Genomic DNA, 26,948 nt, shown 5'->3' on the forward strand with positions numbered 1-26,948 from the left:
TATTGTCAATAGTACGCAAGGTTGGTAAATATATTAACAGGTAGAGTAATACACAATTATTCACGCACGTATTTGATTGAGTTTCCAAATACCAATTATGGTAGGTTTCGAAAAATGATAAATAAAGTTGTTTGATTTCAACGCATTGTTACTGTATCTAATTCTTCTTGCGCCTGTACCCTTATTTTCATTTCATTGGCCCTGTTTGAGCCCTAAAAATTAAGTTATATTTTGTTGTTAGCAGAGAGCCTATTATCAGATTTTTCTCTATTCACCTCTCAAAATAGTTACCATGCAAACAGTTGCGCGGTGTAGCTATGCTAACCAGCAATAGTAAGCATCGTCACATGATGTCACCGGGCAAACTTTGTTTAAATCCAGAATTCAATTCCAAGAGTATTAGGATTATTTAGTCTAAAATACTTTTTTGCCTAAGACTTTTCTTATTGCGTAGCCACGAACTACATGGAGTGATAAAATTCCCGAGTTTATGCCTCCTGTCCAACGATTAGAGGACGCGGTGCGGGTAGTCAATAAGACGAAAGAATTAATTGCTTCATAACCCTATTACGAAATAAGCGGCAGTGCATCTTACATGGTCGGCAACTGTCAGGGATTGACCGTAACTTATTGAAAACGCTTATTTTTACTCTGGTGTAAGATATAAGGGCAGATATGTTCAGTATGCGTCGACATGCCAACTTCATTAAACGTTTTAAGTCTGTAAGCTGTTTATTTACGGCAAGCATTCTTTTCCCTATGCAAATCTCTGCTGCGGTATCAGATTATGATGCTTTGGTTATTGAAGCGCGGGGGGGGAATAGTGCGCCACTATTGCGCTACCTTGAGGATCAGGGAAAGAAAAGTGCGCTAACGCCAAATCAGGTTGCCGACTGGCTGCAGGTTTCTGGTTGGGTTGAGAACAACGATAAAACAACCATTCAAATCTGGCAGCGGTATCGTGGGCAGATGGATGTGCCTGTGCGCGGCAAAGTCGCCGCTGCACGTGCGTACCGTAACCAGAAAAACTGGAATGATTCATTGGCGGTGTGGGAAAGCGTTTTACAGGAAGAGCCTGATAACGTAGATGTACGCACCGGCTGGATAATGACGTTGGCGGATGCGCGCTACAACCAACAAGCCCTTACTGAAGCGAATAAATGGGCGCAGGCGCATCCGGGCGCAGACTCCGACGCACTGCTTGCCTACGTATATCATTCTCAGGGGAAAAACTGGGATGCACTGTTGGTTGCCAGCCAGGCGGATGATGTTGATCCAGGCAACAAAAATGCAAAATCCACGCTGCTATCTGCGCTGTCGGCGAACCGCGTTTCCGGACCCGCTTTAAATATGGCGGAGGTCGTTCCCACGGCTGATCCAGTGAAGCGCCGTCTTGAGCTTGATGCGGCGGCTGAAATGGTACGCTCCTCCTATACGTCCGCACGTAATGAAGAAGAACGGTTTATCGTGGCCGATAAAGCGCTGGCCCGTTATGACCAGTTGCTGGCGGCCTGGAAAGATGAGCCGTCTGCGCAGAATGATGTCCGTCGGGCGAGAATTGACCGTATGGGTGCCCTGTTGGTGCGTAAGCGTACTGCCGAAGTGATTGATGAGTATGAATCCCTTTCTGCAAGCGGCGAAGTACCAAACTATGCAAAACGCTGGGTGGCATCAGCATGGTTAAGCGAACGCCAGCCGGAAAAAACCGAAGCGATGCTGGCGAGCATCTACTACCCGAATGGACCTATCCCGGTGACGCCGCTCAGTCCTGAGGATCAACAAGATCTGTTCTACGCGCACATTGATAATGAAAACTTCGATGCTGCCAAAAAACAAGTCGATGATTTGATCAAAGAGAGTCCGTATCTGCGGCGTATCTATGGCTCGCCAACGCCGCAGCCTAACGATAACTGGCTGCTCGGACAGTCGCTACTGACGCAATATCATATCGCTGCCAATGAACTGCCAGAGGCAGAAAAGCTCGCAGAGCATCTGGCACGAACAGGCTCTGGTAACCAGGGATTGCGCATATCTTATGCCTCTGTGCTTGAAGCGCGTGGATTGCCGCATGCGGCGGAGAAAGAGCTTAAGCTGGCGGAAGTCATTGAGCCAAGCAACCTGGAGCTGGAACGTCAGCAGGCTTACGTTGCACTGGATCTTCAGGAGTGGAAACAGGCAGATGAACTGACGGATGACGTTATTGCCCGTAGCCCGGATGATGAAGCGACGCTGCGCCTCGCGCGTATTCGTGATGTCCACAAAATGTCGGAAGTGCGCATTAGCGGTACGCAGGGGATCTCGTCCGATAGCCCGGTCAGCGGTAAGAATGACTTCAACATCAACACGGCTATTTACAGTCCGCCGATTAATGACAACTGGCGACTGTTTACCGGATTCAACTTCGCTACCGGTGAATTTGAGGAAGGGAAGGGCATCAGCCGCGATCTGGCGGCGGGGGCAGAATGGACTTCCCGTGATTACTGGGCGGAAATGGAAGTGTCTGGCCGAAATTATGGCGATGGTCAGAAGATTGGCGGGCGTCTATCCGGCTGGCATGACTTCAATGACAACTGGCGCGTTGGTGGGTCGGCCGAGCGTCTTTCGCGCAACACGCCACTGCGCGCGCTGCGTAGCGGCGTGTATGCCAACGGCGGCGATATGTTTGTTCGCTGGTATCAAAACGAACGACGTGAATATCAACTGTCGTTTGCCGCATCACATTTCTCGGACGGTAACGATCGCATCGAATATGGACTCAGCGGAAAAGAGCGCATGTGGACCACGCCGCGCTTCACGCTGGACTTTACACCGGGTATCGGCGGGAGCACCAACACCAAAGAAAATGTTCCGTATTACAACCCGAAGAGTGATTTTTCGGTTGTCCCTGGCCTGAGCGCAGAGCAGGTTCTTTACCGCCACTATGATACCGTCTGGACGCAGCAAGGTCTGGCTGGCGTAGGTGGCTACTGGCAGCAAGGTGAAGATGCAGGCGCTATCGTCCAGGTGGGATACGGCCAACGGCTTAAATGGAACAACGTCGTAGACGGCGGGGTGATGCTGATTTGGGATAAACGCCCCTATGACGGTAAACGTGAGCGGAATATCTCCCTCGCTTTCGATTTAAATGTCAGGTTTTAAGGATTGTTCATGCTGAAAAGATGCCTGTGGCTTAGCGCATTAATCGCTGGCTGGTTGATGATTACCGCGTGCAGCAGCGCGCACAATACAACGCCTCGCTATGTTCCTCCCGCAGAGAGAACGCCGCTGACGGCGGATCATCCGTGGCCGAAAAATAGCTTTCTGGTGCTCGGCTACCATGATGTGGAGGATGGTGCAGCCGACCAGCGCTACCTCTCTGTGCGTACCAGCGCGTTGAGCGACCAAATGGCCTGGCTGCGTGATAATGGCTATCAACCGATCAGCGTGCAGCAAATTCTGGACGCCCATGACGGTAAAATTGTACTGCCGGAAAAAGCGGTACTGCTCACCTTTGACGATGGATATAGCAGTTTTTATACCCGCGTCTGGCCGCTACTGAAAGCCTACAACTGGCCTGCGCTCTGGGCGCCAGTAGGCAGTTGGGTTGATGCGCCAGCCAACAAAAAAGTCGATTTTGGCGGCTTAATGACCGCGCGAGATAAATTTGCCACCTGGAAAATGGTCGAAGAAATGGGTAAATCGCCGTTGGTGGAAGTCGGTGCGCACACCTGGAACTCGCACTTTGGCGCTGAGGCCAACCCGCAGGGGAGTAAAGAGCCCGCTGTGGCGAACCGCCTGTATGATAAGAAAACCGGCACTTACGAAACGGACGAACAGTACACGCGACGTATAAACACGGATATCTCTCTGATCACTAACAAGATCAAAGCGGTGACCGGCAAATCGCCGCGCGCGTGGGTATGGCCTTACGGCGCAGCCAACGGTACAACGTTAAACCTGGCCAAAGAGCATGGCTATAAGATGGCCTTTACGCTTAATGAAGGGTTGGCGAATGCCGCGTTTCTCGATGATATTCCGCGCGTGCTGATTTCTGATAACCCATCCCTCAAGCGCTTTGCCAGCCAGGTCGCTCAGGTCCGTGAACCACAGACGATGCGCGTGATGCATGTCGATCTGGATTACGTGTATGACAAAGACCCTGCTCAGCAGAAGCGAAATATCGATAAGCTGATCCAGCGCGTTTATGACATGCGTATTTCCCATGTCTTCCTGCAGGCGTACGCCGATCCGCAGGGCGACGGGAATATTCGCGAACTCTATTTCCCCAACCGCTGGCTGCCGATGCGTGCCGATCTCTTTAACTATATCTCCTGGCAGTTACAAACGCGGGCAGGGGTGACGGTGTATGCCTGGATGCCGGTTCTGGCTTTCGATCTCGACGCGTCCATTCCACGCGTAACCGCATGGGATCCGAAAACGGGACGCACTGCTATCAATCACGAGAACTATGTTCGTCTCTCGCCCTGGGACAGCGAAGCGCGCAAACGCATCACTGAAATCTATGAAGACCTGGCGAAGCACGCCAGCTTCAAAGGTATTTTGTTCCATGACGATGCTTTCCTGACGGATTTTGAAGATGCGTCACCGGAGGCGTTAGCCGCCTACCGTGCCGCAGGGCTTCCGGGCAGTATCGAGCAAATACGTAATAATCCTCAGGCGTTCGAGCGCTGGACTCGCCTGAAAAGTAAGATGCTGATTGACTTCACCAAACAACTGACCCGGACGGTGCGTAATATTCGCGGTCCACAGGTGCAAACTGCGCGCAATATTTACGCCATGCCGGTACTGGAGCCTGAAAGTGAAGCCTGGTTTGCACAAAACCTGAATGATTTCCTCAATACCTATGACTGGACGGCGCCGATGGCGATGCCATTCATGGAACAGATCCCGGCCAATGATGCCAACGCATGGCTTGACCGACTGGTGAATGCCGTTGCACAAACCCCTGGGGCGCTGGATAAAACCGTGTTTGAACTGCAGGCACGAGACTGGCGTAAATCCGGGGATCAGGCTGAAATCAGCGGAAAACAAATAGCCGAATGGATGCGCCAGCTGAAATTAAGCGGTGCAGGTAACTACGGCTATTACCCGGATGATTTCATCAGCGACAAACCTGAGATGTCAGAGATTCGCTCGACGTTCTCCTCATACTGGTATCCGCAAAAATGACCGATCGCATTATTGCTTTCCTGATACTTTGCCTGATGTTCAGCCTGCCGTTTGGCGTGGCTGTCATCTTTACGGGTGAAGTGATGTTGAACTTCGTCTTCTTCTGGCCATTGTTCATGTCTGCTTTGTGGATAAGCGGCGGGGTCTATTTCTGGTTTTACCGTGAACGTCACTGGAAATGGGGAGATGACACGCCACCACCGACCCTGCCGGGGAATCCACTGGTTTCCATTCTGATCCCCTGTTTTAACGAAGGGATCAACGCGCGTGAAACCATTGAGGCAGCACTGGCACAGCGATATAAGAATATCGAAGTGATCGCCATCAACGATGGCTCGACGGATGACACTCACGACGTGCTGGAACAACTGGCAGTGGAATACCCCAGCCTGCGGGTGATTCATCTGGCTGAAAACCAGGGTAAAGCGCTGGCGCTCAAGACCGGTGCAGCCGCTGCGCGCAGTGATTACCTGGTGTGCATTGATGGCGATGCGTTACTGGATCGTGATGCCGTTGCCTATATTGTGGCTCCGCTGATCCAGTTCCCGCGCGTTGGTGCAGTGACGGGGAACCCGCGTATTCGAACCCGCTCTACGTTAATCGGTCGTGTGCAGGTCGGTGAGTTCTCTTCCATTATCGGCTTAATTAAGCGTACTCAGCGAGTCTATGGGCAGATCTTTACCGTTTCCGGCGTAGTTGCGGCGTTTCGTCGTCGCGCGTTGGCCGAGGTCGGTTACTGGAGCCCGGACATGATCACCGAAGATATCGATATCAGCTGGAAGCTGCAATTGCGCCACTGGTCGGTATTCTTTGAGCCGCGCGCGCTGTGCTGGATCCTGATGCCTGAAACCTTAAAAGGGCTGTGGAAGCAGCGTTTGCGCTGGGCGCAGGGTGGTGCAGAGGTGTTTATCGTTAACATGCGTCGCCTGTGGTCGTGGGAGTTCCGTCGTATGTGGCCGCTGTTTCTTGAGTTCTGTTTTTCTACCGCCTGGTCGTTTGCCTATGCGATCAGTATCGTGCTGTTCCTGTTAGGACTGATGATCCCGATGCCGGACTCGCTGTATGTACAGCATCTTTTCCCGCCAGCCTTTACCGGGCTTATCCTCGGCGTGGTGTGCTTGCTGCAGTTTGCGGTGAGCCTGATGATTGAACGACGCTATGAAAAAGGCATTGGCGCCTCGTTGTTCTGGATTATCTGGTTCCCGGTGGTGTACTGGATGCTAAGCCTGTTCACCACGCTGGTCGCGTTCCCGAAAGTGATGCTCAAACGCAAACGTGGCAGAGCGCGTTGGGTGAGTCCTGACCGCGGTATTGGGAGGATCGAATCATGAACCAGCCACTGATCTTCACAGAGCGGCGTTTGCTGCCGCGCATCATCGATGTGTTGTTGACGGCCATCGCATGGGTTGGATTTATCTATTTGATCTATAAAGGGCTGATCACAGCCCTGGCGCATTCACCGTATATGGGGGTGCGACCCTTTTTCACCACGCTGGATACGGTCACGTTTTATATCCTTGTCGCCCTGGTCAACGGACTGGTGCTGATCGGCTGGGCGAAATACAACCAGTTTCGTTTTCGGGTGGAGCGTCGCAGCCGTAGACCAGGACTGGAACACCATGAGCTGGCAGAAAGTTTGCGTATTACCCGGGAGCTGGTTATGGAACTGAACAAGGCGAGGGTGCTGACGGTCCACCATCATGAGAATGGCGAAATCAGTCATATCGATGTGGACAGGGATATTGCCGATAACCGCCTCCCGCCGCCGACGCCAGCGATGCTGGAGTATTTGCCGCCAGAGCCGCAGCCGTCGATACAGAAAAAGCCTGAATGATATTTCTGCTTTCAGCCGCTTCCTTCAGCCTCGCATAGGTCTATGATTAGACCCAGACAATAAAAAAATGCGAGGCAATGTCGTGGATAAGGAACTACTGGATGCAGGTTACCGGGCCTATACCGGCGAGAAGATTGACGTCTACTTCAACACGGCGATGTGTCAGCATTCGGGCAATTGCGTGCGGGGAAGCGCGAAGCTGTTTAACCTGAAACGTAAACCGTGGATTATTCCGGATGAAGTGGACGTTGCTACGGTCATCAAGGTCATCGATACCTGTCCGAGCGGTGCGCTGAAATATCGCCAAAAATGAGTGAGGGAAGCATGGAAATTCTTGCAGGCCATAACAAGTTTTATGTCAATGATGCTGAGGGCAACCAGGTTGCCGAGATTGTTTTCGTGCCGACGGGCGAGCATCTGAGCATCATTGAACATACCGATGTCGATCCCAGTCTGAAAGGTCAGGGCGTCGGCAAACAGCTGGTGGCGAAAGTGGTAGAGAAGATGCGCGCTGAAAACCGCAAAGTTATTCCGCTGTGCCCGTTTGCCAAACATGAATTTGATAAAACCCGCGAGTACGACGATATCCGCGCCTGATTATCTAATATGCACCGGAAGGTATAACAGCCATCCGGTGCATCACGCCCGATGCAGTAAATCCTGATAAATCCCCGTCAGTATCCCTTGCGGGCCAAACTCTTTTTTAATCCACTGAGTGACACGACCGGTTGCCGAATGCTGGGTTGCCAACAGCATTCGTGAATCCTGACGCGGGTTGTGGATCTGCCGTGTCACCAGCAACGACTTTTCCATCGCCTCGCGCACCATATAGTCTGGCAGAAAACCGATGCCCTCCCCTAGGATCTGGCACTGGCACTTGGTATTAAAATCGGGAACCAGAATCGACTCCTGTCCGTGTAACAGCCAGCCGACCTTCTTATTGATGGTATGTGCGGTGTCTTCCACCATGATGTTCGGGTACAGGCGCAGTTGGCTCTCAGAAATGGGTTCAGGCATAAACGCCAGCGGATGATCCGGGGCAATAGCGAACGACCAACGGATCGCGCCGATCTCGGTGTAATCAATTCCGCCGCCGTCCAGTAATGTATCGGGCGCGCCAATGGCGATATTGGCCTGGTTGTTGATGATCGAATCCCAGACGCCGTTATACACCTCTGTAGTGACGGTTATCTGGCAGGTTGGAAACTGTTTCTTGAGTACCTGCAGCAGCCGCGCCGTATGTTGAGGGGTATACAACAGCTGGTTAATGCAGATGCGCACCCGAGCCTCAATTCCCTGAGCGATGGTATCAATGCTGTGCTTGATTGCGTGGAAATCGTTGAGCAGGTCGGTCGCCTTACGAAACAGATAGCGTCCGGACTCGGTCAGCTCAATGCTGCGAGTACTGCGGGTAAACAGCACCACGTCGAGACCCATTTCCATGCGCTTAATGGTGTAACTAATTGCCGATGTGGTTAAGCCAAGCTCCTCCGCTGCCTTGCTGAAACTGCTATAGCGGGCAGCCATCGTAAATGCCAGTAGGTTTTCCTCGGTAAATATTGAATTCATCTTTCTCCCCTCCGGCGACAATGCGCATCCGCAACACGATGATTGTTGAATGTATTTGTAATCCTTATACAGAGCAATCAGTTTTGAACAGAATTTAACACCAGTTTTACATTTGATTTGAAGGCAATCACACTTCTGTATTTTAATTGCAGGCCGCTATCCGTGCAGCATACCGCCTGATTTCCCGGACTACTGATTAGTGGCTAAAAGGGGCCCAGCCATAAGGGAAAGATTGCACTACAGCACGTTTTGTCCTCATTGTTAAAATTGATTCAATAATCGATGCGCTAACGATGAATGAAATTTAAGCGGATGTTATTCTCTGCACTCTATTGCTATTCTCAGGTTATCGGATATTTAAAAAGTCTAAAAAACTGCAGGAGAGCGATTATGTCAGAGAAAGAACTCATTACTGAATTTTTGCTGGCGGCAGAGCAGGGCAATGCCGATGGATTAAAATCCTGTCTGGCAAAAAATGTGGATATTAACGCCACCAACCGCCAGGGGCGTACTGCCATTATTATTGCCAGCCTGAATAAACATTATGACTGTGTTTCTTTATTGATTGCTGCGGGTGCCGATATTAATAAACAAGATCAAACTTGTTTTAACCCCTTCCTGATTAGCTGCCTGACGAATGATTTAACGCTGTTGCGTACGGTATTACCGGCTAACCCCGACCTCAATTGCCTGAGCCGTTTTGGCGGCGTTGGTATTACACCTGCCAGCGAAAAAGGTCATGTCGAGATCGTGCGCGAACTACTGCTGCGTACCGATATCAATGTCAACCATACTAATTTTGTTGGCTGGACGCCGCTCCTGGAAGCCATCGTGCTAAATGACGGCGGTGCGAAGCAGCAGGAGATCGTTAAGCTGCTGCTCGACCATGGCGCAAACCCGCACATGACGGATAAATACGGTAAAACCCCGCTGGAACTGGCGCGAGAGAAAGGGTACCACGAAATTGCCGAGCTGCTGATTGCGGCCGGAGCCTGACACAGGAGCGCCATTATCGCTACGCCATCACGGCGATGCGTACGGGCGCTAACCGCAGACAGCGCGTTTCTCACTTTCCGGGGAACGGGACGGGTTGAACAGGTTTTTTCTCACGCGGTAAACCTGTTGATACCCGAACAGCAGCGGCTGTTGACGTTACTGAGTGAAGATTGTGATAACGCACCTAACAGCTGTCGGTTGGCGTTGACGCATTGTGAAGACCTGTTTCACCCCGGTGAGCGGGTCAATTTTAGCGGGTCGGGAATAGTTGTTGGCAATGATAAATGGATAGAAACCGCCGGTTGCCTGCTGTGGCGAATACCACGGTGGATATCTGATGCAGCAAGCCTTGCCGCAGTCGGCTGGCAGCATTGGGAAGAGGTTATCCGCCAACAGCTAAAAAGCGACGACACATTATTTCTGTACCAGGGTGACAATCCGTTTTATCAGGAAATCACCCGTCAATTACTCAACCGCCGACAAACATTACTGATGGCGTTGCGTACAGGAGAAAATATTACTACGGCGGTCAGCCATTTAATTGGTTTGGGGATAGGGCTGACGCCCTCATCGGATGATTATTTAGTAGGCTTAAGCACCATTTTATTTATTCCCGGACATCCGCTGAGGAAATATCGAGATGATTTTTTAGCAGCATTGCAACGTGCAGGAAATAATACAACGCTACTTAGCAAAATAACGCTAGAGGAAGCATTTAATCAGCGTTATCGGGAAAGCATCGGCCGGCTGCTGAACCAATTTATTACTGAGCAACAACTCGTTTCTACGCAATATATTACTGACATTAAAAATATCGGTTCAAGTTCTGGCTGCGACATGCTGTATGGCATGGCGGATGCCTGCGCCCTGAGCCACAGGTCCGGAGGGAATTATGTCGATCAGGATAGTTGTTAAAAAGAACACGTATTTTGATTCTGTCTCACTGATGTCTATCTCCACGCGCGCAAATAAGCTCGATGGCGTTGAGCAGGCGTTTGTGGCTATGGCGACAGAGATGAATAAGGGTGTGCTGAAGAATCTCGGCCTGCTGACGCCTGAGCTGGAAGAGGCGAAAAGTGGCGATCTGATGATTGTCATTAAAGGCGCCAGCGAGGCGGCGAACGACCAGACGCTGATGGCGATTGACGATCTGTTTACGCATAAAGAGCAGGGTGGCCAGCATGAATCGCGCTATGCCACGCTTGCCAGCGCGAAGAAGCATGTTCCTGAGAGCAATCTGGCGGTGATCTCAGTCAATGGCCTGTTTGCCGCGCGTGAAGCGCGCCAGGCTCTGCAAAATAACCTCAATGTGATGCTGTTCTCTGACAACGTCTCTCTTGAGGACGAGCTGGCGCTTAAGCAACTGGCGCATGAAAAAGGGCTGTTGATGATGGGACCAGATTGTGGAACCGCCATTATTAACGGCGCGGCGCTGTGTTTTGGCAACGCGGTGCGTCGCGGCAACATCGGCATTATTGGTGCCTCCGGTACCGGTAGCCAGGAACTGAGCGTACGCATTCACGAGTTTGGCGGCGGGATTTCCCAGCTGATTGGCACAGGTGGACGCGATCTGAGCGAAAAGATTGGTGGTCTGATGATGCTTGACGCGATTGGCATGCTGGAGGCCGATCCGCAAACCGAGATCATCGCGCTTATCTCCAAACCGCCTGCGCCAGCGGTGGCGCGCAAGGTGCTGGAACGTGCGCGCGCCTGTCATAAGCCCGTGGTGGTGTGTTTCCTCGGACGTGAAGCCGCGCCTGCGGATGAAAAAGGCCTACAGTTTGCCCGCGGTACTAAAGAGGCGGCGTTGAAAGCGGTACTGCTGACCGGCGTGAAAAAAGAGAGTCTGGATCTGCATCCGCTCAACTGGCCGCTGATTGAAGAGGTTCGCGCCCGTCTGACTCCACAGCAAAAGTACATCCGTGGCTTGTTCTGCGGCGGCACGTTGTGCGATGAGGCGATGTTTGCTGCCATGGAAAAACATGCCGAAGTTTACAGCAACATTCATCCGGATCCGGCGTTCCGCCTGAAAGATCTCAACCGCAGCGTGGCGCATACCTTCCTCGATTTCGGTGATGACGATTTTACCAATGGCAAACCGCACCCGATGATCGATCCCACCAACCGCATTAGTCGTCTGTTACAGGAAGCGCGCGATCCTGAAGTTGGCGTGATCGTGATGGACTTCGTCCTTGGATTTGGATCGCATGAAGATCCGGTTGGCGTGATGCTCGATGCGATCGTTGAAGCCAAAGCGATCGCCGTCGCAGACGGTCGTCCGCTTGAGATCCTCGGCTATGTGCTGGGAACCGATCTTGATACGCCGTCGCTGGAAAAACAGTGTCAGATGCTGACCGACGCCGGGGTTATCTGGGCGAGCAGTAGCACCAACACAGGATTGCTGGCGCGTGAATTTATCTGTAAAGGGGAGGAAGCCTGATGAGCCAGACACTGTTTAACCAGCCGCTGAACGTGATTAACGTTGGCATAGCAATGTTCAGCGATGACCTGAAAAAGCAGAACGTACCGGTGACTCAGCTCGATTGGACGCCGCCGGGCCAGGGCAACATGCAGGTGGTAGCGGCACTGGATGACATTGCCGATTCGCCGCTGGCAGACAAAATCGCGGCCGCTAACCAGCAGGCGCTGGAACGCATTATCCAGTCGCATCCGGTGCTGATTGGCTATGACCAGGCGATCAACGTCGTGCCGGGCATGACCCGTAACACCATCCTGCACGCCGGGCCGCCAATCCGCTGGGAAAAAATGTGCGGCGCAATGAAGGGGGCGGTAACCGGGGCGCTGGTCTTTGAAGGGCTGGCGAAAGATCTGGATGAAGCCGCCGAACTGGCCGCCTCGGGTGAAATCATCTTCTCTCCGTGCCACGAGCATGACTGTGTCGGCTCGATGGCGGGCGTGACGTCGGCATCGATGTTTATGCACATCGTCGAGAACAAAACCTATGGCAACCGCGCATATACCAATATGAGCGAGCAGATGGCGAAGATCCTGCGTATGGGCGCGAACGATCAGAGCGTTATCGATCGTTTGAACTGGATGCGCGATGTGCTGGGACCGATGCTGCGCGATGCTATGAAGCTGGCGGGCGAAATCGATCTGCGCCTGATGCTGGCGCAGGCATTGCACATGGGTGATGAGTGCCATAACCGCAACAACGCCGGGACGGCGCTGCTGATTCAGGCGCTGACGCCGTGGATTATTCAGACCGGCTATCCGGTTGAGCAGCAACGTGAGGTGTTCGAGTTCGTCCTTAGTAGTGATTACTTCTCCGGACCGACCTGGATGGCGATGTGTAAAGCCGCAATGGACGCTGCACACGGTATTGAATACAGCACCGTGGTGACGACGATGGCGCGCAACGGCGTTGAGTTCGGTCTGCGCATTAGCGGCTTACCGGGCCAGTGGTTTACCGGTCCGGCGCAGCAGGTGATTGGGCCGATGTTTGCGGGCTATAAGCCGGAAGATTCCGGACGTGATATCGGCGATAGCGCGATCACCGAAACCTACGGCATTGGCGGTTTCGCGATGGCGACGGCACCGGCCATCGTAGCGCTGGTGGGCGGTACGGTCGAAGAGGCCGTTGATTTCTCTCGCCAGATGCGAGAAATCACTCTCGGCGAAAACCCCAACGTCACCATTCCACTGCTTGGTTTTATGGGCGTACCGACCGCTATCGATATTACGCGTGTAGGCAGCACCGGCATTCTGCCGGTGATCAACACCGCTATTGCGCACAAAGACGCGGGGATCGGCATGATCGGCGCCGGAATAGTTCACCCGCCGTTCGCCTGTTTTGAAAAGGCGATCCTCAACTGGCGCGACCGCTACTGCCAATAACAATAACCGGGGCTAACGCGGTTAGCCCCACAGTAGCGAAGCGAAAAACGTTGCTTACCTGCAGGGCTGGGCGATCTCCGCGATCGCAAACGATGCTTAACCTGTTAAGGATATTCCATGAACAGCATAAAACTAGAATGGAAACGTGGTGACTGGGCGGCTTACTTTGGGCTGATGACCAACAACCTGACTAACCTGCTGACAATGATGGGACTACTCATTTTTGTCGTCGGGATCCCTACCGAAATTGTCTATGGTCGCATTGCGCCTGCCTTTGGTCTGGCGGTGCTGGTGGCCAGCGTCTGCTACGCCTGGTTTGGCCTGCAGATGGCAAAGCACACCGGGCGTAACGACGTAACGGCGCTGCCGTCCGGACCGAGTGCACCGTCAATCTTCACCGTGACCTTCCTGGTGCTGATGCCGGTTTATCAGCAAACCAAAGATGCCAACTTCGCTATCCAGATAGCCCTGGTGTGGTGCTTTGTCGAAGCGTTGATCCTGGTCGGTGGCTCCTTCCTGGGCGAGACCATCCGCAAGATGATCCCACGTACGGTACTGCTTTCTTGTCTGTCCGGCCTGGGGCTGTTGCTGCTGGCGATGAACCCGATGCTGCAGGCATTCGAAGCGCCGACCGTCTCTTTCATCGTCCTGTTGCTGATCTTCATTAACTGGTTCGGTAAGAAGCCGATTTTTGCTCGTATTCCTACCGGTTTGCTGCTGCTGATTGCCGGTACGGCCCTGGCATGGATCTCCGGTTTACAAAGCCCGGAAGCCATTAAAGCGTCGATGTCTTCCTTTGGCTTCAACCCGCCGGAAATTCATGTCGACAGCTTCCTGCAAGGTTTACCGCACGCACTACCGTATCTGGCTTCTGCAGTTCCTTTGGGCCTGGCGAACTATATTTTTGACCTTGAGAACATTGAAAGTGCGCACGCGGCGGGCGATGAGTACAACACCCGTAAGGTCATGATGGCGAACGGCTTTGCCTCCATGCTCGGCTGCATGCTGGGTAACCCGTTCCCGGTGACCGTATATGTTGGGCATGCGGGCTGGAAAGCGATGGGGGCCAGCATCGGCTATACCCTCGCTTCAGGCATCACCATGTTCCTGGTGCCGCTGTTTGGGCTGGGGGCGTTTATGCTCGCTATTATTCCGATGACCGCGATAGTGCCGATTCTGGTGTTTATCGGCGTGGTGACCGCCAACCAGGTGGTGCGAGAAACGCCCAAAGTCGAGGTTCCCGTCATCTTCATCTGTCTTTTCCCGTGGATTGCCAACTGGGCATTGACCATCGTCAACAGCGTGATGGGCGCTGCCGGAACATCCGCGGGGAAACTGGGTAGCGACTTGCTGCACAGCAAAGGTGTCTATTACGACGGACTGGTGCATCTGGGAAGCGGCGCGCCGCTGGCCAGCATGCTGTGGGGCTGCGTCGCTATCTTCGCCATTATGAATAAGCCGCTGCGCGGGGCGATTGCCGCAGCCTTTGGCGCGCTGTTATCGCTGTTTGGCGTGATTCACTCCCCTGCGGTTGGCTTTGCGGAAGGCAGCTCGATGATGTTTGTTGTGGCCTACCTGATGATGAGCGGCATGTTTGTCCTCAAGCATGTTCTTGATAGCCGTGAAGCGGTGACTGCGCCTGAGCAGGAACCGACGAAAACGACCTGAATTGCCTGCAAGCGGAAGATAACACTATGAAAGAACTTGTGGTCGTTGCCATTGGCGGCAACAGCATTATCAAAGATAACGCCAGCCAGTCGATTGAACACCAGGCTGAAGCGGTGAAAGCGGTAGCGGATACGGTGCTGGAGATGCTGGCATCGGACTACAACATTGTGCTGACGCACGGTAACGGGCCACAGGTAGGGCTGGATCTGCGGCGTGCGGAAATCGCGCACGAGCGTGAAGGGCTGCCGCTTACCCCGCTGGCAAACTGCGTTGCCGATACGCAGGGCGGTATCGGTTATCTGATCCAACAGGCGCTGAATAACCGTCTGGCGCGGCGCGGTGAGCAGAGGGCAGTTACGGTGGTCACGCAGGTGGAGGTCGACAAAAACGATCCGGGCTTCGCTAATCCGACCAAGCCCATTGGAGCGTTCTTTAGCGAAGTGCAGCGTGATGAACTGCAGCGGGTCAATCCGGGCTGGCGCTTTGTTGAGGATTCGGGGCGCGGCTACCGTCGGGTAGTCGCCTCTCCACAACCGAAGCGCATTGTCGAGGCGGAGGCGATCAAAACGCTGACCCAGCAAGGCTTTGTGGTTATTGGCGCGGGCGGCGGCGGGATCCCGGTGGTGCGTAGCGATCAAGGGGATTACCAGAGCGTGGACGCGGTGATTGATAAAGATCTCTCCACGGCGCTACTGGCGCAGGAGATCCGCGCCGACATTTTGGTGATCACCACCGGCGTCGAGCAGGTCTGTATTCATTTTGGCAAACCCAACCAGCAGGCGCTGGATACGGTGGATGTCGCAACGATGACCCGTTACATGCAGGAGGGACATTTCCCGCCTGGCAGCATGTTACCCAAGATCGTTGCCAGCCTGGCGTTTCTGGAGCGTGGCGGTAAACGAGTGATCATCACCACGCCGGAATGCCTGCCTGCCGCACTGCGCGGCGAAACGGGCACCCATATTGTCCATTCCTGAGAGGAGACGTGAATGAAGGAAAGTAACAGCCGCCGTGAATTTTTAAGCCAGAGCGGAAAAATGGTGACCGCTGCCGCGCTGTTTGGCGCGGTCGCTCCGGTCGCGTATGCTGCTAATCCTGTCGGGAACACCTGCGGGTCGAAGAGCACAATGACGATTAACGATAAACACTATTACCTGGATAACGTCCTGCTGGAAGCGGGCTTTGATTACGAAAACTCGGTGGTGGTGCACACCCGTACCGCGTTGCAAACCGTTGAAATCCAGGACGGAAAAATCGTTGCGCTGCGCGAGAATAAGCAGCATCCGGATGCGACGCTGCCGCACTACGATGCGGGTGGAAAGCTGATGCTGCCCGCCATGCGCGACATGCACATCCATCTGGATAAAACCTTTTACGGCGGTCCCTGGCGTTCGCTGAACCGTCCGGCTGGCACCACTATTCAGGATATGATCCGCCTGGAACAAAAGCTGCTGCCTGAACTCCAGCCTTATACGCAGGAGCGCGCAGAAAAGCTGATCGATCTGCTGCAATCAAAAGGCACCTCGATCGCCCGCAGCCACTGCAACATAGAACCGGTTTCCGGGCTGAAAAATCTCGAAAACCTGCAGGCGGTACTGGCGCGTCGTCAGCCGGGTTTTGCCTGTGAAATCGTGGCATTTCCGCAGCATGGCCTGCTGTTATCAAAATCTGAACCGCTGATGCGTGAAGCGATGCAGGCGGGAGCGCATTACGTCGGCGGTCTGGACCCAACCAGCGTCGATGGGTCGATGGAAAAATCCCTCGACACCATGTTCCAGATTGCGCTGGATTACGATAAAGGCGTAGATATCCATCTGCATGAAACCAGTCCGGCGGGTGTGGCGGCGGTGAATTACATGGTGGAAACGGTGGAGAAAACGCCGCAATTAAAGGGCAAATTGACCATCAGCCACGCGTTTGCGCTGGCAACGCTGAACGAACAGCAGGTGGATGCGCTGGCGAGCCGCATGGCGGCACAGCAGATTACCATTGCCTCGACGGTGCCGATCGGCACCTTGCACATGCCGCTCAAGCAGTTGCGCGATAAAGGCGTGGAAGTGATTACCGGAACCGACAGCGTAATTGATCACTGGTCGCCGTACGGGCTGGGCGACATGCTGGAAAAGGCAAATCTGTACGCGCAGCTCTATATTCGCCCCAACGAACTCAACCTGTCGCGGGCGTTGTTCCTCGCCACCGGCGATGTGTTGCCGCTTAACGATAAAGGTGAGCGCGTGTGGCCGAAAGCGCAGGATGAAGCCAGTTTTGTGCTGGTGGATGCCTCTTGTTCGGCAGAAGCGGTCGCGCGAATTTCTCCACGCACCGCGACCTTCCATAAAGGGCAACTGGTGTGGGGGAATGTCGCAAGCTAGCCAGGTTTTACGCGCAGCGGCAAGCGCTGCTGCGCTCTCTTGGTGTTAACCGACGATCCCCATATAGCCGTGAATCCCCATATATAAGCCGACCATAGCAATGAGCACACTGGAAAAATAGGGTGCTTTGCGGGCCATCGTGTTAAATCCGCTCCAGCGTTTGGCCGCCTGCTGCACGCTGATTGCTGCACCCACGCCCACCGTTACCAGCGTCAGCGCCAGTCCGAGGCTGAAGCACAGCACCATAGTCGCGCCCAGCGTGAAGGCTTTGAGCTGGATGCAAATCAGCAGCACCGTAATGGCGGCAGGGCAGGGGATTAACCCGCCGGTCAGACCGAACAATAATATTTGGCCGTTGGTGACCTCTTTGCCCGCAAAGCGGCGCTGAATATCGGTGGCATGCGCCCGTTCGTGGGCATCCTGATACTCTTTCGATCCTTCGGTGAGTCCTGCCAGTGCGGCATGGTCGTGATTATGCTCGTGTTCGTGATGATGATGGTGATGATCGTCATCGTGGTCATGATGATGGTCATCATGATCATGGTGGTGGTGATGGTCGTGATTGTGGTCGCGATGCGTCTGGGCCAGCCAGTTCTGCTCTCCCTGCCAGGTTCGCCAGAACATCCAGAATGCGGTCCCGAGAATAATAATCGCCGAGACAAACTGCAGCCAGGGCTCAACGGCCTGGGCAGTAAACGCTTTGCTGATATACATCCCGCCGAGCGCAATCAGCCATACCACGGCGGTATGCGACAGCGTTGCTGCCAGCCCCAGCATCACCGCCTGTTTGATGGTCCCCTTAATGGCAATAATAAAGGCCGCCATCATCGTCTTGGAATGCCCCGGCTCCAGGCCGTGTAACACACCCAATAGAATCGCGCTGGGAATGAAAAACCAGGCGTTACCTTGCTGAAGAAGCGTAGAAAACTCACCCATGAGAATGATTCTTAGTTGTTTAATTTCGCCTGATTCTACTCCCCCCCAGTATCAAATACTACCCCCCAGTAGAATGTCGATGGTATTGTCCCTACAGCCAGACGTTAAAAAGGTAAAGTTATGTCACATACGATCCGCGACAAACAAAAGCTGAAAGCCCGAACCAGCAAGATTCAGGGGCAGGTAGCGGCGTTGAAAACCATGCTGGATGAACCGCATGAATGCGCGGCAGTATTGCAGCAAATAGCGGCGATCCGCGGGGCAGTAAACGGATTAATGCGTGAAGTGATTAAAGGTCATCTGACCGAGCACATTGTGCATCAGGGTGATGAAATTAAGCGCGAAGAGGATTTGGATGTGGTCCTGAAAGTGCTGGATTCGTACATCAAATAAGTCAGTTTAACGGCCCATCCGCTTACTGGAATGAGCCGCTAAACAACACGTTCTAGCCAAAAAACATCACAGATACGCACAGCAGACCGACAATCAGGGTGATCAGATTACCCACTGAACGGTACGGCTTCAGCGCCGGGATCAGATAGGTAGACAATGTCGGCATGATAAACAGAATCATGGCAATCAGCGGGCCGCTTATCGCGTAAATCATTGAAATAGCATTAGGATTAATGCAGCAGATGATAAACGTGATAGCCGAGACCAGCATGATGGACAGAGCGCGGTTAAAGGCCCGGCTTTTCTTCACACCCACCTGATGCAACGATGTTTTTACTACCTCCGTTGCCCCTTCAATCACGCCAAAGTAGGTGCCAAGGAACGATTTTGACATCGCTACGACGGCAACGATGATCCCGGAAATCGACAGCCATGCCGGTGCGTTCGGCATCATCGACAGCGCGGAAAGAATCGTCACGCCTTCATTTTTCGCGTCTTCGATATAGTTTGTCGGAATCGAAAGCAAGCAGCTGAAGACGAAAAACAGTACGCTCAGGCAGATGATAACGTAGGCTACCTTCATGATTTTTTTGCATTTACCCATGGCCTGCTCGCCGTATTTCTCTCGTCTGTCGATGGCGAACGTAGAGATAATTGGCGTATGGCTAAAAGCGAAAACCATCACGGGAATAGATATCCAAACCTGATGAAGCGTGTGCTGATCGAAAGACATCTGGCCGGTGAGTAGCGTTGGCTGCCAGCTTCCGGTCAGGTAGAGCGAAAGGAACAAAAAGTACGCGATGAGGGGGAACACCAAAAAGCCCATGACCCGAATAGTGGCTTGCCGGCCCATCAGAAAAATCAGGTTCAGCACCAGCACCACGCCAAGGCTGACCAACATGCGGATCCGCAGATCGATAGTGATATGTTTTGCCAGCTGTTCAGTGAGTGAATTGGTTATCGCTACGGCGTAGATCAGCACCACCACAAAGAAGGCAATAAAATAGAGGGTGGTGATCAGGCTGCCAATCTTCTTACCGTAGTAGTGGGTAACCGCGCCAGTGATCCCTTCACCAGCCGACGTTTTTGAGGACAGGATAAACTGGCATAGCGCCTTGTGCGGCCAGTAGGTTAAAGGCCAGGCGACGAGTGCGGTGATAAACAACACCACCGCGCCTGCAGAACCCAGCTGTATGGGTAGGAATAGGGTTCCTGCGCCGACGGCAGTCCCATATAGTGCGAAGCTCCAGAGAGTCTCTTCTTTTGACCAAAATTTCGACATTATTTGAACGTATCAACTATAAAATAAACAAAAAGAAGCGCAATTTACCACAAATGGCAGGGGCTGGGGGAGGTGTGAACAAGAGGGCGAGTGAATGGGACAATAGCCGGAACCGAGAAGATTCCGACTATTATTTTAATTATCAGGCAGTAACGCGCTGCTGGCGGCGCTTCATAACGCGCTCGCGTAACGTGTCATAAGCCCAGTTATAGAACATGGTGTACGGCAGGAAGAACAGGAAGAAACCTATTTCCAGCGTGAATGCCTGAACCAGGCTGACGTTCAGCACATACGCCACGATGCTCACCCCGATCACAATAAAACCGCTCTCGAAGCCTAACGCGTGAAATGCTCGCACTTTCGCCGTACGTTTTACCAGGTGCGACGGCCACAAACGGTCAAACAGGGCGTTATAAATGATATTCCAGATCATCGCAGTGGTGGCGAGAAGAATGGTCAGTCCGCCCATTTCCAGTACCGAGCGCTGCATCAACCATGCGGTGGTTGGTGCGAGGATCGCGGTGGCAATGCCTTCAAAGCAGACGGCATGAAAAATACGCTCAACTAACGAGCGGCGTTGGACAGTATCGTGTTGCATAACCTAAAACCTTCTTTGATGCCCGGATAACGGAATGGTGGCAATTTTATCGTTTTATGTGATATCTAAAAGATAGTATCCATCGATAAAGTAGATAGTTCATGCGTTATTCTCCTTAAGCATTAACGGCATTTGTGGAGACCGTTTCCTGCGGTTCATTTTCTGCGGCGGGCCGGCGGTTGCGTAAAAGCCAGTCCACTATCAGTACGGCCATTGCGCATCTGGAAGCCGATCTTGGTTTTGCGCTGTTTGACCGTTCATCCCGCCAGCCAACGCTGACCGAGGAAGGTAAGCGGGTGTTGGGCTATGTGCAGGCTATTCTGACGGCCAGCGAACGTCTCGATGAGGCGGCGATCTCGCTGTCGGGTGAAACTGAGGCGCGTCTGACCTTTGTGCTGTCTGACACGCTGCATCCGGATGTGCTGGAAGAGTTGATGGTGCAGTTTGATCGCAAGTTTCCCCATACCGAGTTTGAATGCCTGATTGGTGAAGATGAAGACGTGATCGATCTGCTGCAAAAAGGACGTGCTCAGGTGGGGTTGATCGAGGCGCGGGAGGATTACCCGACCGACATGGGCGTTACGCGTCTGCCAATGCAAACCTGGATGGGATTATACGTTGCAGCGTCGCATCCGCTCGCGGCTCAAGAAAAACTGCAGTGGGAGCAGCTACACACCTGGCGCGAGCTGCGCTTGAATACCTATCTGGAAAGCGGCACCAACGTGGCGCGCGGTCCCGTCTGGTCTGCTCCTAACTACCTGTTATTGCTAAGTATGGCTGTTCAGGGATTCGGCTGGTGCGCGCTCCCTTGTGCGCTGGTGGAGGAGTTTGCGGCAGAAAAACCACTGGTGCAATTAAAGATGCCAGGCTGGCCAAAGGCTATCTCTATCGATCTGTTGTGGAATAAGAAATCACCGCCTGGTGTGGCAGGAAGTTGGCTGCGTGACCATTTACAGCAGAGTGGCGTTCAGATGACCAATAAGTGATACGAATTTCCTTTGTGATAAAAATCACCGTTTTTAAACAACCTTGATAACTATTTTTAACAATCATCTACTATTGCGGTGTTATTTTGCGCTGAGGTAGTGATGAAAGAGGTTGTGATCGTCGGGGCATTAAGGACACCGATTGGCTGCTTCCAGGGGACGCTGGCGCGCCACTCTGCCGTTGAGTTAGGCAGCATGGTGGTCAAGGCGTTACTGGAACGCACGGGCGTGGACGTTCACGCTGTGGATGAAGTGATCCTCGGACAGGTGCTTACCGCAGGTGCCGGGCAGAACCCTGCGCGTCAGTCTGCCATCAATGGTGGGCTACCCAATACCGTTTCCGCCATCACCATTAACGATGTCTGTGGCTCGGGTCTGAAAGCGCTGCATCTGGCGACCCAGGCTATCCAGTGTGGCGAAGCCGACATTGTGATTGCGGGCGGGCAAGAGAATATGAGCCGTGCACCGCATGTCCTTACCGATAGCCGCACTGGCGCACAGCTGGGGAACAGCCAACTGGTCGACAGCCTGGTACATGACGGTCTGTGGGATGCCTTCAACGATTATCACATGGGCGTTACCGCGGAAAACCTGGCGCGAGAATACGGAATCAGCCGCGAATTGCAGGATGCCTACGCGCTGCACTCGCAGCACAAAGCGCGGATGGCAATTGATGCCGGACGCTTTAAAGATGAAATCGTGCCGGTGGTAACACAGCGTAATGGGCAATCGTTCGTGGTGGACACCGACGAACAACCGCGTACCGATGCCAGCGCCGAAGGGCTGGCGCGTCTGGATCCTACCTTTGACAGACTCGGTTCGGTAACGGCGGGTAACGCGTCATCCATCAACGACGGTGCTGCTGCGGTGATGATGATGAGCGAGGCCAAGGCGCAGGAACTTAACTTACCTGTGTTGGCCCGTATTCGCGCCTTTGCCAGCGTCGGGGTCGATCCCGCGCTCATGGGGATTGCGCCAGTGTATGCAACGCGCCGCTGCCTTGAGCGCGTGGGCTGGCAACTGGCTGATGTTGATCTTATCGAAGCTAATGAAGCCTTCGCCGCGCAGGCATTATCCGTTGGGAAAATGCTGGAGTGGGATGAACGGCGGGTGAATGTGAACGGCGGGGCCATTGCGCTCGGCCATCCGATTGGCGCTTCTGGCTGTCGTATTCTGGTTTCGCTGGTACATGAAATGGTGAAACGTCGGGCGCACAAGGGCCTGGCAACACTGTGTATTGGTGGTGGTCAGGGGGTGGCGCTCGCTATCGAACGAGACTAATCCCCGTCATACTTCAAGCTGCATGTGCGTTGGCTTTACTCGCTCACCCCAGTCACGTACTTATGTACGCTCCGGGGAATTCGCTGCGTCGCCGCCTTCCTGCAACTCGAATTATTTAGGGTATATATTTTTCTTCTCGAACAGTTTTCTGCCGTGTTATCTCTTCCTCTATAAAAAAGCCCTCCAGCAGGAGGGCAAGGCCAGTTACAGAAACATACACTCTAAACCCTGCCAACATATCAAAACGTTGTTTCATTTCATGTGATTGATAGCGCACTTTGTTAGAAAAGGTGTGTGAATGACGTATGAGCCTGGCTGTATTTTCAATATCTTATCCCTGCCACTAATGATCTACTCTTTTGTGTTTTTATCTATCTAATTGTTTTAAATGATTTTATTGAAATCATTTTTGCGATTTATATGCGCTAGCGTGATCGCACTTACACTTTTGATAATAAGATGCGGAAAAAGTGAAACATCGTTTTAGTTATAATTGAAAACACATTCAGGGAGGGATATCATGAGCGCATAAGATAAAACGGAACAGCGTTTTGCTATTCGTTTAAGCATTCACGGTCAATTTATCACTGGAGGTAAATGTGGACGTAAGACAAAGCATCCATAGTGCGCATGCGAAAACCCTGGACACTCAGGGGCTGCGTAATGAGTTTTTGGTCGAAGAAGTGTTTGTCGCAGATGAATACACCATGGTCTACAGCCACATCGACCGCATCATTGTTGGCGGCATTATGCCAGTGGCCAAAACCGTCTCTGTGGGTGGCGAAGTCGGCAAACAGCTGGGCGTAACCTATTTCCTCGAACGTCGTGAGCTGGGGGTGATCAACATCGGTGGCCCGGGCACGATTACCGTTGACGGCCAGTGCTATGAAATTGGCCATCGCGACGCGCTGTACGTCGGAAAAGGGGCAAAAGAAGTGGTATTCGCCAGTATTGATACGGCGAAACCGGCGAAGTTTTACTACAACTGCGCGCCGGCACACACGACTTACCCAACTAAGAAAGTCACGCCTGCGGACGTTGCGCCAGTGACGCTGGGTGATGACCTCACCAGTAACCGTCGTACCATCAACAAATACTTTGTGCCGGATGTTCTGGAAACCTGCCAGTTGAGCATGGGTCTGACTGAGCTGGCTCCGGGTAACCTGTGGAACACCATGCCGTGTCATACCCATGAACGTCGTATGGAAGTCTATTTCTATTTCAATATGGAAGAAGACACCTGCGTCTTCCACATGATGGGTCAGCCTCAGGAAACGCGTCATATTGTGATGCACAACGAGCAGGCGGTGATTTCTCCAAGCTGGTCTATTCATTCCGGTGTCGGCACAAAAGCTTATACGTTCATTTGGGGCATGGTCGGCGAAAACCAGGTCTTTGATGATATGGACCATGTTGCAGTAAAAGATCTGCGCTAGTTGCGGGCGACAGCCGTGCCTGCTGCGGCGGGCATTATAAAAAATTAAGGATTTACAATGATTTTGAATGCATTCTCTCTTGAAGGTAAAGTCGCCGTTGTGACCGGTTGTGACACAGGTTTGGGTCAGGGTATGGCGCTGGGCCTGGCTGAAGCGGGCTGCGATATCGTCGGTATCAATATTGTTGAACCGACAGAAACCATCGAACGCGTGACCGCACTGGGCCGCCGTTTTTTAAGCCTGACCGCCGATCTGCGTCAAATCGATGGTATTCCGGCACTGCTGGAGCGCGCAGTGTCAGAATTCGGCCATATCGATATTCTGGTCAACAACGCGGGTCTTATCCGTCGTGACGATGCGATCGACTTCAGCGAAAAAGACTGGGATGACGTGATGAACCTGAACATTAAGAGCGTGTTCTTTATGTCTCAGGCTGCGGCGAAGCACTTTATCGCTCAGGGTAACGGCGGCAAAATTATCAATATCGCCTCTATGCTTTCCTTCCAGGGCGGGATCCGCGTGCCGTCTTACACCGCGTCTAAAAGCGGCGTAATGGGTGTTACCCGTCTGATGGCGAACGAGTGGGCAAAACATAACATCAACGTCAACGCGATTGCACCGGGTTACATGGCGACGAATAACACTCAACAGCTGCGTGCTGATGAGCAACGTAGCGCAGAGATCCTCGATCGTATCCCGGCGGGTCGTTGGGGTCTGCCGAGCGATCTGATGGGGCCTGTCGTGTTCCTGGCGTCCAGCGCATCTGACTACATCAACGGCTATACTGTTGCAGTAGATGGCGGCTGGCTGGCACGTTAATTCGCTTTCCAGAACCGTTAAACCCTGCCCTCTGGCAGGGTTTTTTTATATTCGGATCATTAAAATCCATATTGTGGTTATAAATTATTCCATATTAAATTTCATACGTATAAATTTATTGTTTTAATATTCTTTAATATCAATGAATTAAATTTAATTGAGTGATTGTCGGTAAATTTTAAAATTGGAATATCCATCACATAACCATGTGGTGTAGCTATTTAATCCATGTTTTTGCCGTTTCCCGCCTGACGCTTCCTGCAAGGGATCCCTTACTTTCAATGGCATGGTTACTCTGTATCTGGCAGGAAAAAATGGTCTCAATAAATAATGATGCTGCTTTAGCGCCGCGCCCAGTGCGCGATACGCGACGTATGAATATGTTTGTTTCTATCTCTGCGGCTGTCGCAGGGTTGTTATTCGGCCTGGATATTGGCGTGATTGCTGGCGCGTTGCCTTTTATCACCGATCACTTTGTGTTGACCAGCCGCCTGCAGGAGTGGGTGGTAAGCAGCATGATGCTGGGTGCGGCAATTGGTGCGCTGTTTAACGGTTGGTTGTCATTCCGCCTGGGGCGCAAATACAGCCTGATGGCGGGCGCGATCCTTTTCGTCGTCGGATCTCTGGGCTCGGCGTTTGCCTCCAGCGTAGAAATGCTCATTTTTGCCCGCGTGGTGCTGGGCGTTGCGGTGGGGATCGCGTCTTACACCGCACCGCTCTATCTCTCCGAAATGGCCAGCGAAAACGTGCGTGGCAAGATGATCAGTATGTATCAGCTGATGGTGACGCTGGGCATCGTTCTGGCCTTTTTGTCCGATACCGCGTTCAGCTATAGCGGTAACTGGCGCGCTATGCTTGGCGTGCTGGCGCTTCCGGCTGTATTGCTGATTATTCTGGTTGTTTTCTTGCCCAACAGCCCGCGCTGGCTGGCGGAGAAAGGTCGCCACATCGAAGCTGAAGAAGTACTGCGCATGTTGCGCGATACGTCAGAAAAAGCCCGCGATGAGCTGAACGAAATCCGTGAAAGCCTGAAGCTAAAGCAGGGGGGTTGGGCGCTGTTTAAAATTAACCGTAACGTGCGTCGCGCGGTTTTCCTCGGAATGTTACTGCAGGCGATGCAGCAGTTCACCGGGATGAACATTATCATGTACTACGCGCCGCGCATTTTTAAAATGGCGGGTTTTACTACCACAGAGCAGCAGATGATTGCCACGCTGGTAGTTGGCTTAACGTTTATGTTCGCCACTTTTATTGCCGTCTTCACGGTCGACAAAGCAGGACGTAAACCGGCGCTGAAAATTGGTTTCAGCGTAATGGCCATCGGGACGCTGGTGCTCGGATATTGCCTGATGCAGTTTGATAATGGCACGGCTTCCAGTGGACTATCCTGGCTGTCAGTTGGCATGACGATGATGTGTATTGCAGGCTATGCAATGAGCGCCGCGCCGGTGGTGTGGATTCTGTGTTCGGAAATTCAGCCACTGAAATGCCGTGATTTTGGTATTACCTGCTCCACCACCACCAACTGGGTGTCGAACATGATCATTGGCGCAACGTTCCTGACCCTGCTCGACAGCATTGGCGCCGCCGGTACGTTCTGGCTCTATACTGCGCTGAACGTCGTATTTATTGGTATTACGTTCTGGCTGATTCCAGAAACCAAAAACGTCACGCTGGAGCATATCGAACGTAAGCTGATGGCAGGCGAAAAGTTAAGAGATATTGGGGTGTAAGTCAGACAAGCATGCCGG

General features: G+C 52.8%; 23 protein-coding genes. 19 read left to right on the forward strand and 4 right to left on the reverse strand.

Features of this window, described 5'->3' with window-relative positions:
* Positions 1-675 precede the first annotated feature (675 nt).
* From pgaA to SK35_RS04545, 6 genes are all read left to right on the forward strand, one after another.
* A complete protein-coding gene (gene pgaA, locus SK35_RS04520) occupies positions 676-3,138 on the forward strand; it encodes a poly-beta-1,6 N-acetyl-D-glucosamine export porin PgaA (protein WP_048215611.1) in 2,463 nt (820 codons plus the stop codon).
* A gap of 9 nt (positions 3,139-3,147) precedes the next feature.
* Positions 3,148-5,169, forward strand: coding sequence for a poly-beta-1,6-N-acetyl-D-glucosamine N-deacetylase PgaB (gene pgaB, locus SK35_RS04525; protein ID WP_048215612.1), 2,022 nt, complete (start codon positions 3,148-3,150; stop codon positions 5,167-5,169).
* A complete protein-coding gene (gene pgaC, locus SK35_RS04530) occupies positions 5,166-6,500 on the forward strand; it encodes a poly-beta-1,6-N-acetyl-D-glucosamine synthase (protein ID WP_003033859.1) in 1,335 nt (444 codons plus the stop codon). Before pgaB ends, pgaC begins: the two co-directional genes overlap by 4 nt.
* Complete coding sequence (gene pgaD / locus SK35_RS04535) at positions 6,497-7,003, forward strand: poly-beta-1,6-N-acetyl-D-glucosamine biosynthesis protein PgaD (protein WP_048215613.1); 507 nt, start codon at positions 6,497-6,499, stop codon at positions 7,001-7,003. Before pgaC ends, pgaD begins: the two co-directional genes overlap by 4 nt.
* An 82-nt stretch (positions 7,004-7,085) precedes the next feature.
* On the forward strand, positions 7,086-7,316 hold the full coding sequence (yjdI, locus tag SK35_RS04540; RefSeq protein WP_003825544.1) for a 4Fe-4S mono-cluster protein YjdI: 231 nt from the start codon (positions 7,086-7,088) through the stop codon (positions 7,314-7,316).
* Positions 7,317-7,327: 11 nt separating this feature from the next.
* Positions 7,328-7,600 (forward strand): GNAT family N-acetyltransferase, encoded by a 273-nt coding sequence (locus SK35_RS04545; protein WP_003033869.1) that lies wholly within the window; start codon positions 7,328-7,330, stop codon positions 7,598-7,600.
* A 42-nt stretch (positions 7,601-7,642) separates the two neighbouring features.
* On the opposite strand, the gene SK35_RS04550 is transcribed toward SK35_RS04545, so the two are convergent.
* On the reverse strand, positions 7,643-8,572 hold the full coding sequence (locus SK35_RS04550; protein ID WP_048215614.1) for a LysR substrate-binding domain-containing protein: 930 nt from the start codon (positions 8,570-8,572) through the stop codon (positions 7,643-7,645).
* A gap of 390 nt (positions 8,573-8,962) precedes the next feature.
* On the opposite strand from SK35_RS04550, the gene SK35_RS04555 reads away from it, so the two are divergent.
* From SK35_RS04555 to SK35_RS04585, 7 genes are all read left to right on the forward strand, one after another.
* Positions 8,963-9,568: an ankyrin repeat domain-containing protein gene (locus tag SK35_RS04555; RefSeq protein WP_038633392.1), complete on the forward strand. Its 606-nt coding sequence runs from the start codon at positions 8,963-8,965 to the stop codon at positions 9,566-9,568.
* A gap of 126 nt (positions 9,569-9,694) precedes the next feature.
* Positions 9,695-10,483 (forward strand): DUF2877 domain-containing protein, encoded by a 789-nt coding sequence (locus SK35_RS04560; RefSeq protein ID WP_048215615.1) that lies wholly within the window; start codon positions 9,695-9,697, stop codon positions 10,481-10,483.
* Entirely contained in the window at positions 10,461-12,008 is a 1,548-nt protein-coding gene (gene fdrA / locus SK35_RS04565; protein WP_048215616.1) for an acyl-CoA synthetase FdrA, read from the forward strand. Before SK35_RS04560 ends, fdrA begins: the two co-directional genes overlap by 23 nt.
* On the forward strand, positions 12,008-13,426 hold the full coding sequence (locus tag SK35_RS04570; RefSeq protein ID WP_008785728.1) for a DUF1116 domain-containing protein: 1,419 nt from the start codon (positions 12,008-12,010) through the stop codon (positions 13,424-13,426). The genes fdrA and SK35_RS04570 overlap by 1 nt, the downstream gene beginning before the upstream one ends.
* Before the next feature lie 117 nt (positions 13,427-13,543).
* Entirely contained in the window at positions 13,544-15,094 is a 1,551-nt protein-coding gene (locus SK35_RS04575) for a hypothetical protein (RefSeq protein ID WP_003825560.1), read from the forward strand.
* A 26-nt stretch (positions 15,095-15,120) separates the two neighbouring features.
* Complete coding sequence (locus tag SK35_RS04580) at positions 15,121-16,071, forward strand: carbamate kinase family protein (protein WP_008785727.1); 951 nt, start codon at positions 15,121-15,123, stop codon at positions 16,069-16,071.
* A gap of 12 nt (positions 16,072-16,083) precedes the next feature.
* Positions 16,084-17,466 (forward strand): amidohydrolase family protein, encoded by a 1,383-nt coding sequence (locus SK35_RS04585; protein WP_048215617.1) that lies wholly within the window; start codon positions 16,084-16,086, stop codon positions 17,464-17,466.
* A 45-nt stretch (positions 17,467-17,511) separates the two neighbouring features.
* Here the strand turns inward: SK35_RS04585 and SK35_RS04590 are convergent, their stop codons facing one another.
* Positions 17,512-18,402: a nickel/cobalt efflux protein RcnA gene (locus SK35_RS04590; RefSeq protein WP_048215618.1), complete on the reverse strand. Its 891-nt coding sequence runs from the start codon at positions 18,400-18,402 to the stop codon at positions 17,512-17,514.
* A 120-nt stretch (positions 18,403-18,522) separates the two neighbouring features.
* Here SK35_RS04590 and rcnR point away from each other — a divergent pair, with 120 nt between their 5' ends.
* Positions 18,523-18,795 (forward strand): Ni(II)/Co(II)-binding transcriptional repressor RcnR, encoded by a 273-nt coding sequence (rcnR, locus tag SK35_RS04595; RefSeq protein WP_003825567.1) that lies wholly within the window; start codon positions 18,523-18,525, stop codon positions 18,793-18,795.
* A 52-nt stretch (positions 18,796-18,847) separates the two neighbouring features.
* On the opposite strand, the gene SK35_RS04600 is transcribed toward rcnR, so the two are convergent.
* Together SK35_RS04600 and SK35_RS04605 are read right to left on the reverse strand one after the other, a co-directional pair.
* Positions 18,848-20,077 carry an amino acid permease gene (locus tag SK35_RS04600; protein WP_008785724.1) on the reverse strand — a complete coding sequence of 410 codons (1,230 nt, stop codon included), beginning with the start codon at positions 20,075-20,077 and terminating at the stop codon, positions 18,848-18,850.
* A 142-nt stretch (positions 20,078-20,219) separates the two neighbouring features.
* Positions 20,220-20,675: a multidrug/biocide efflux PACE transporter gene (locus SK35_RS04605; RefSeq protein WP_008785723.1), complete on the reverse strand. Its 456-nt coding sequence runs from the start codon at positions 20,673-20,675 to the stop codon at positions 20,220-20,222.
* 134 nt (positions 20,676-20,809) lie between these two features.
* Here SK35_RS04605 and SK35_RS04610 point away from each other — a divergent pair, with 134 nt between their 5' ends.
* From SK35_RS04610 to araE, 5 genes are all read left to right on the forward strand, one after another.
* Positions 20,810-21,661 (forward strand): LysR family transcriptional regulator, encoded by an 852-nt coding sequence (locus tag SK35_RS04610; protein WP_187426977.1) that lies wholly within the window; start codon positions 20,810-20,812, stop codon positions 21,659-21,661.
* A gap of 102 nt (positions 21,662-21,763) precedes the next feature.
* A complete protein-coding gene (locus SK35_RS04615; RefSeq protein ID WP_032944867.1) occupies positions 21,764-22,942 on the forward strand; it encodes an acetyl-CoA C-acetyltransferase in 1,179 nt (392 codons plus the stop codon).
* A gap of 599 nt (positions 22,943-23,541) precedes the next feature.
* Positions 23,542-24,378 (forward strand): 5-dehydro-4-deoxy-D-glucuronate isomerase, encoded by an 837-nt coding sequence (gene kduI / locus SK35_RS04620; protein ID WP_048215619.1) that lies wholly within the window; start codon positions 23,542-23,544, stop codon positions 24,376-24,378.
* Positions 24,379-24,435: 57 nt separating this feature from the next.
* Positions 24,436-25,197 carry a 2-dehydro-3-deoxy-D-gluconate 5-dehydrogenase KduD gene (gene kduD, locus SK35_RS04625; protein WP_048215620.1) on the forward strand — a complete coding sequence of 254 codons (762 nt, stop codon included), beginning with the start codon at positions 24,436-24,438 and terminating at the stop codon, positions 25,195-25,197.
* A 314-nt stretch (positions 25,198-25,511) separates the two neighbouring features.
* The gene (gene araE / locus SK35_RS04630; protein WP_003033926.1) at positions 25,512-26,930 is read left to right on the forward strand and encodes an arabinose-proton symporter AraE; all 1,419 of its coding nucleotides are present in this window, start codon (positions 25,512-25,514) and stop codon (positions 26,928-26,930) included.
* The last annotated feature ends 18 nt before the right edge of the window (positions 26,931-26,948 follow it).

This window comes from Citrobacter sp. MGH105, assembly GCF_001037485.2.
GTDB lineage: Bacteria > Pseudomonadota > Gammaproteobacteria > Enterobacterales > Enterobacteriaceae > Citrobacter > Citrobacter portucalensis.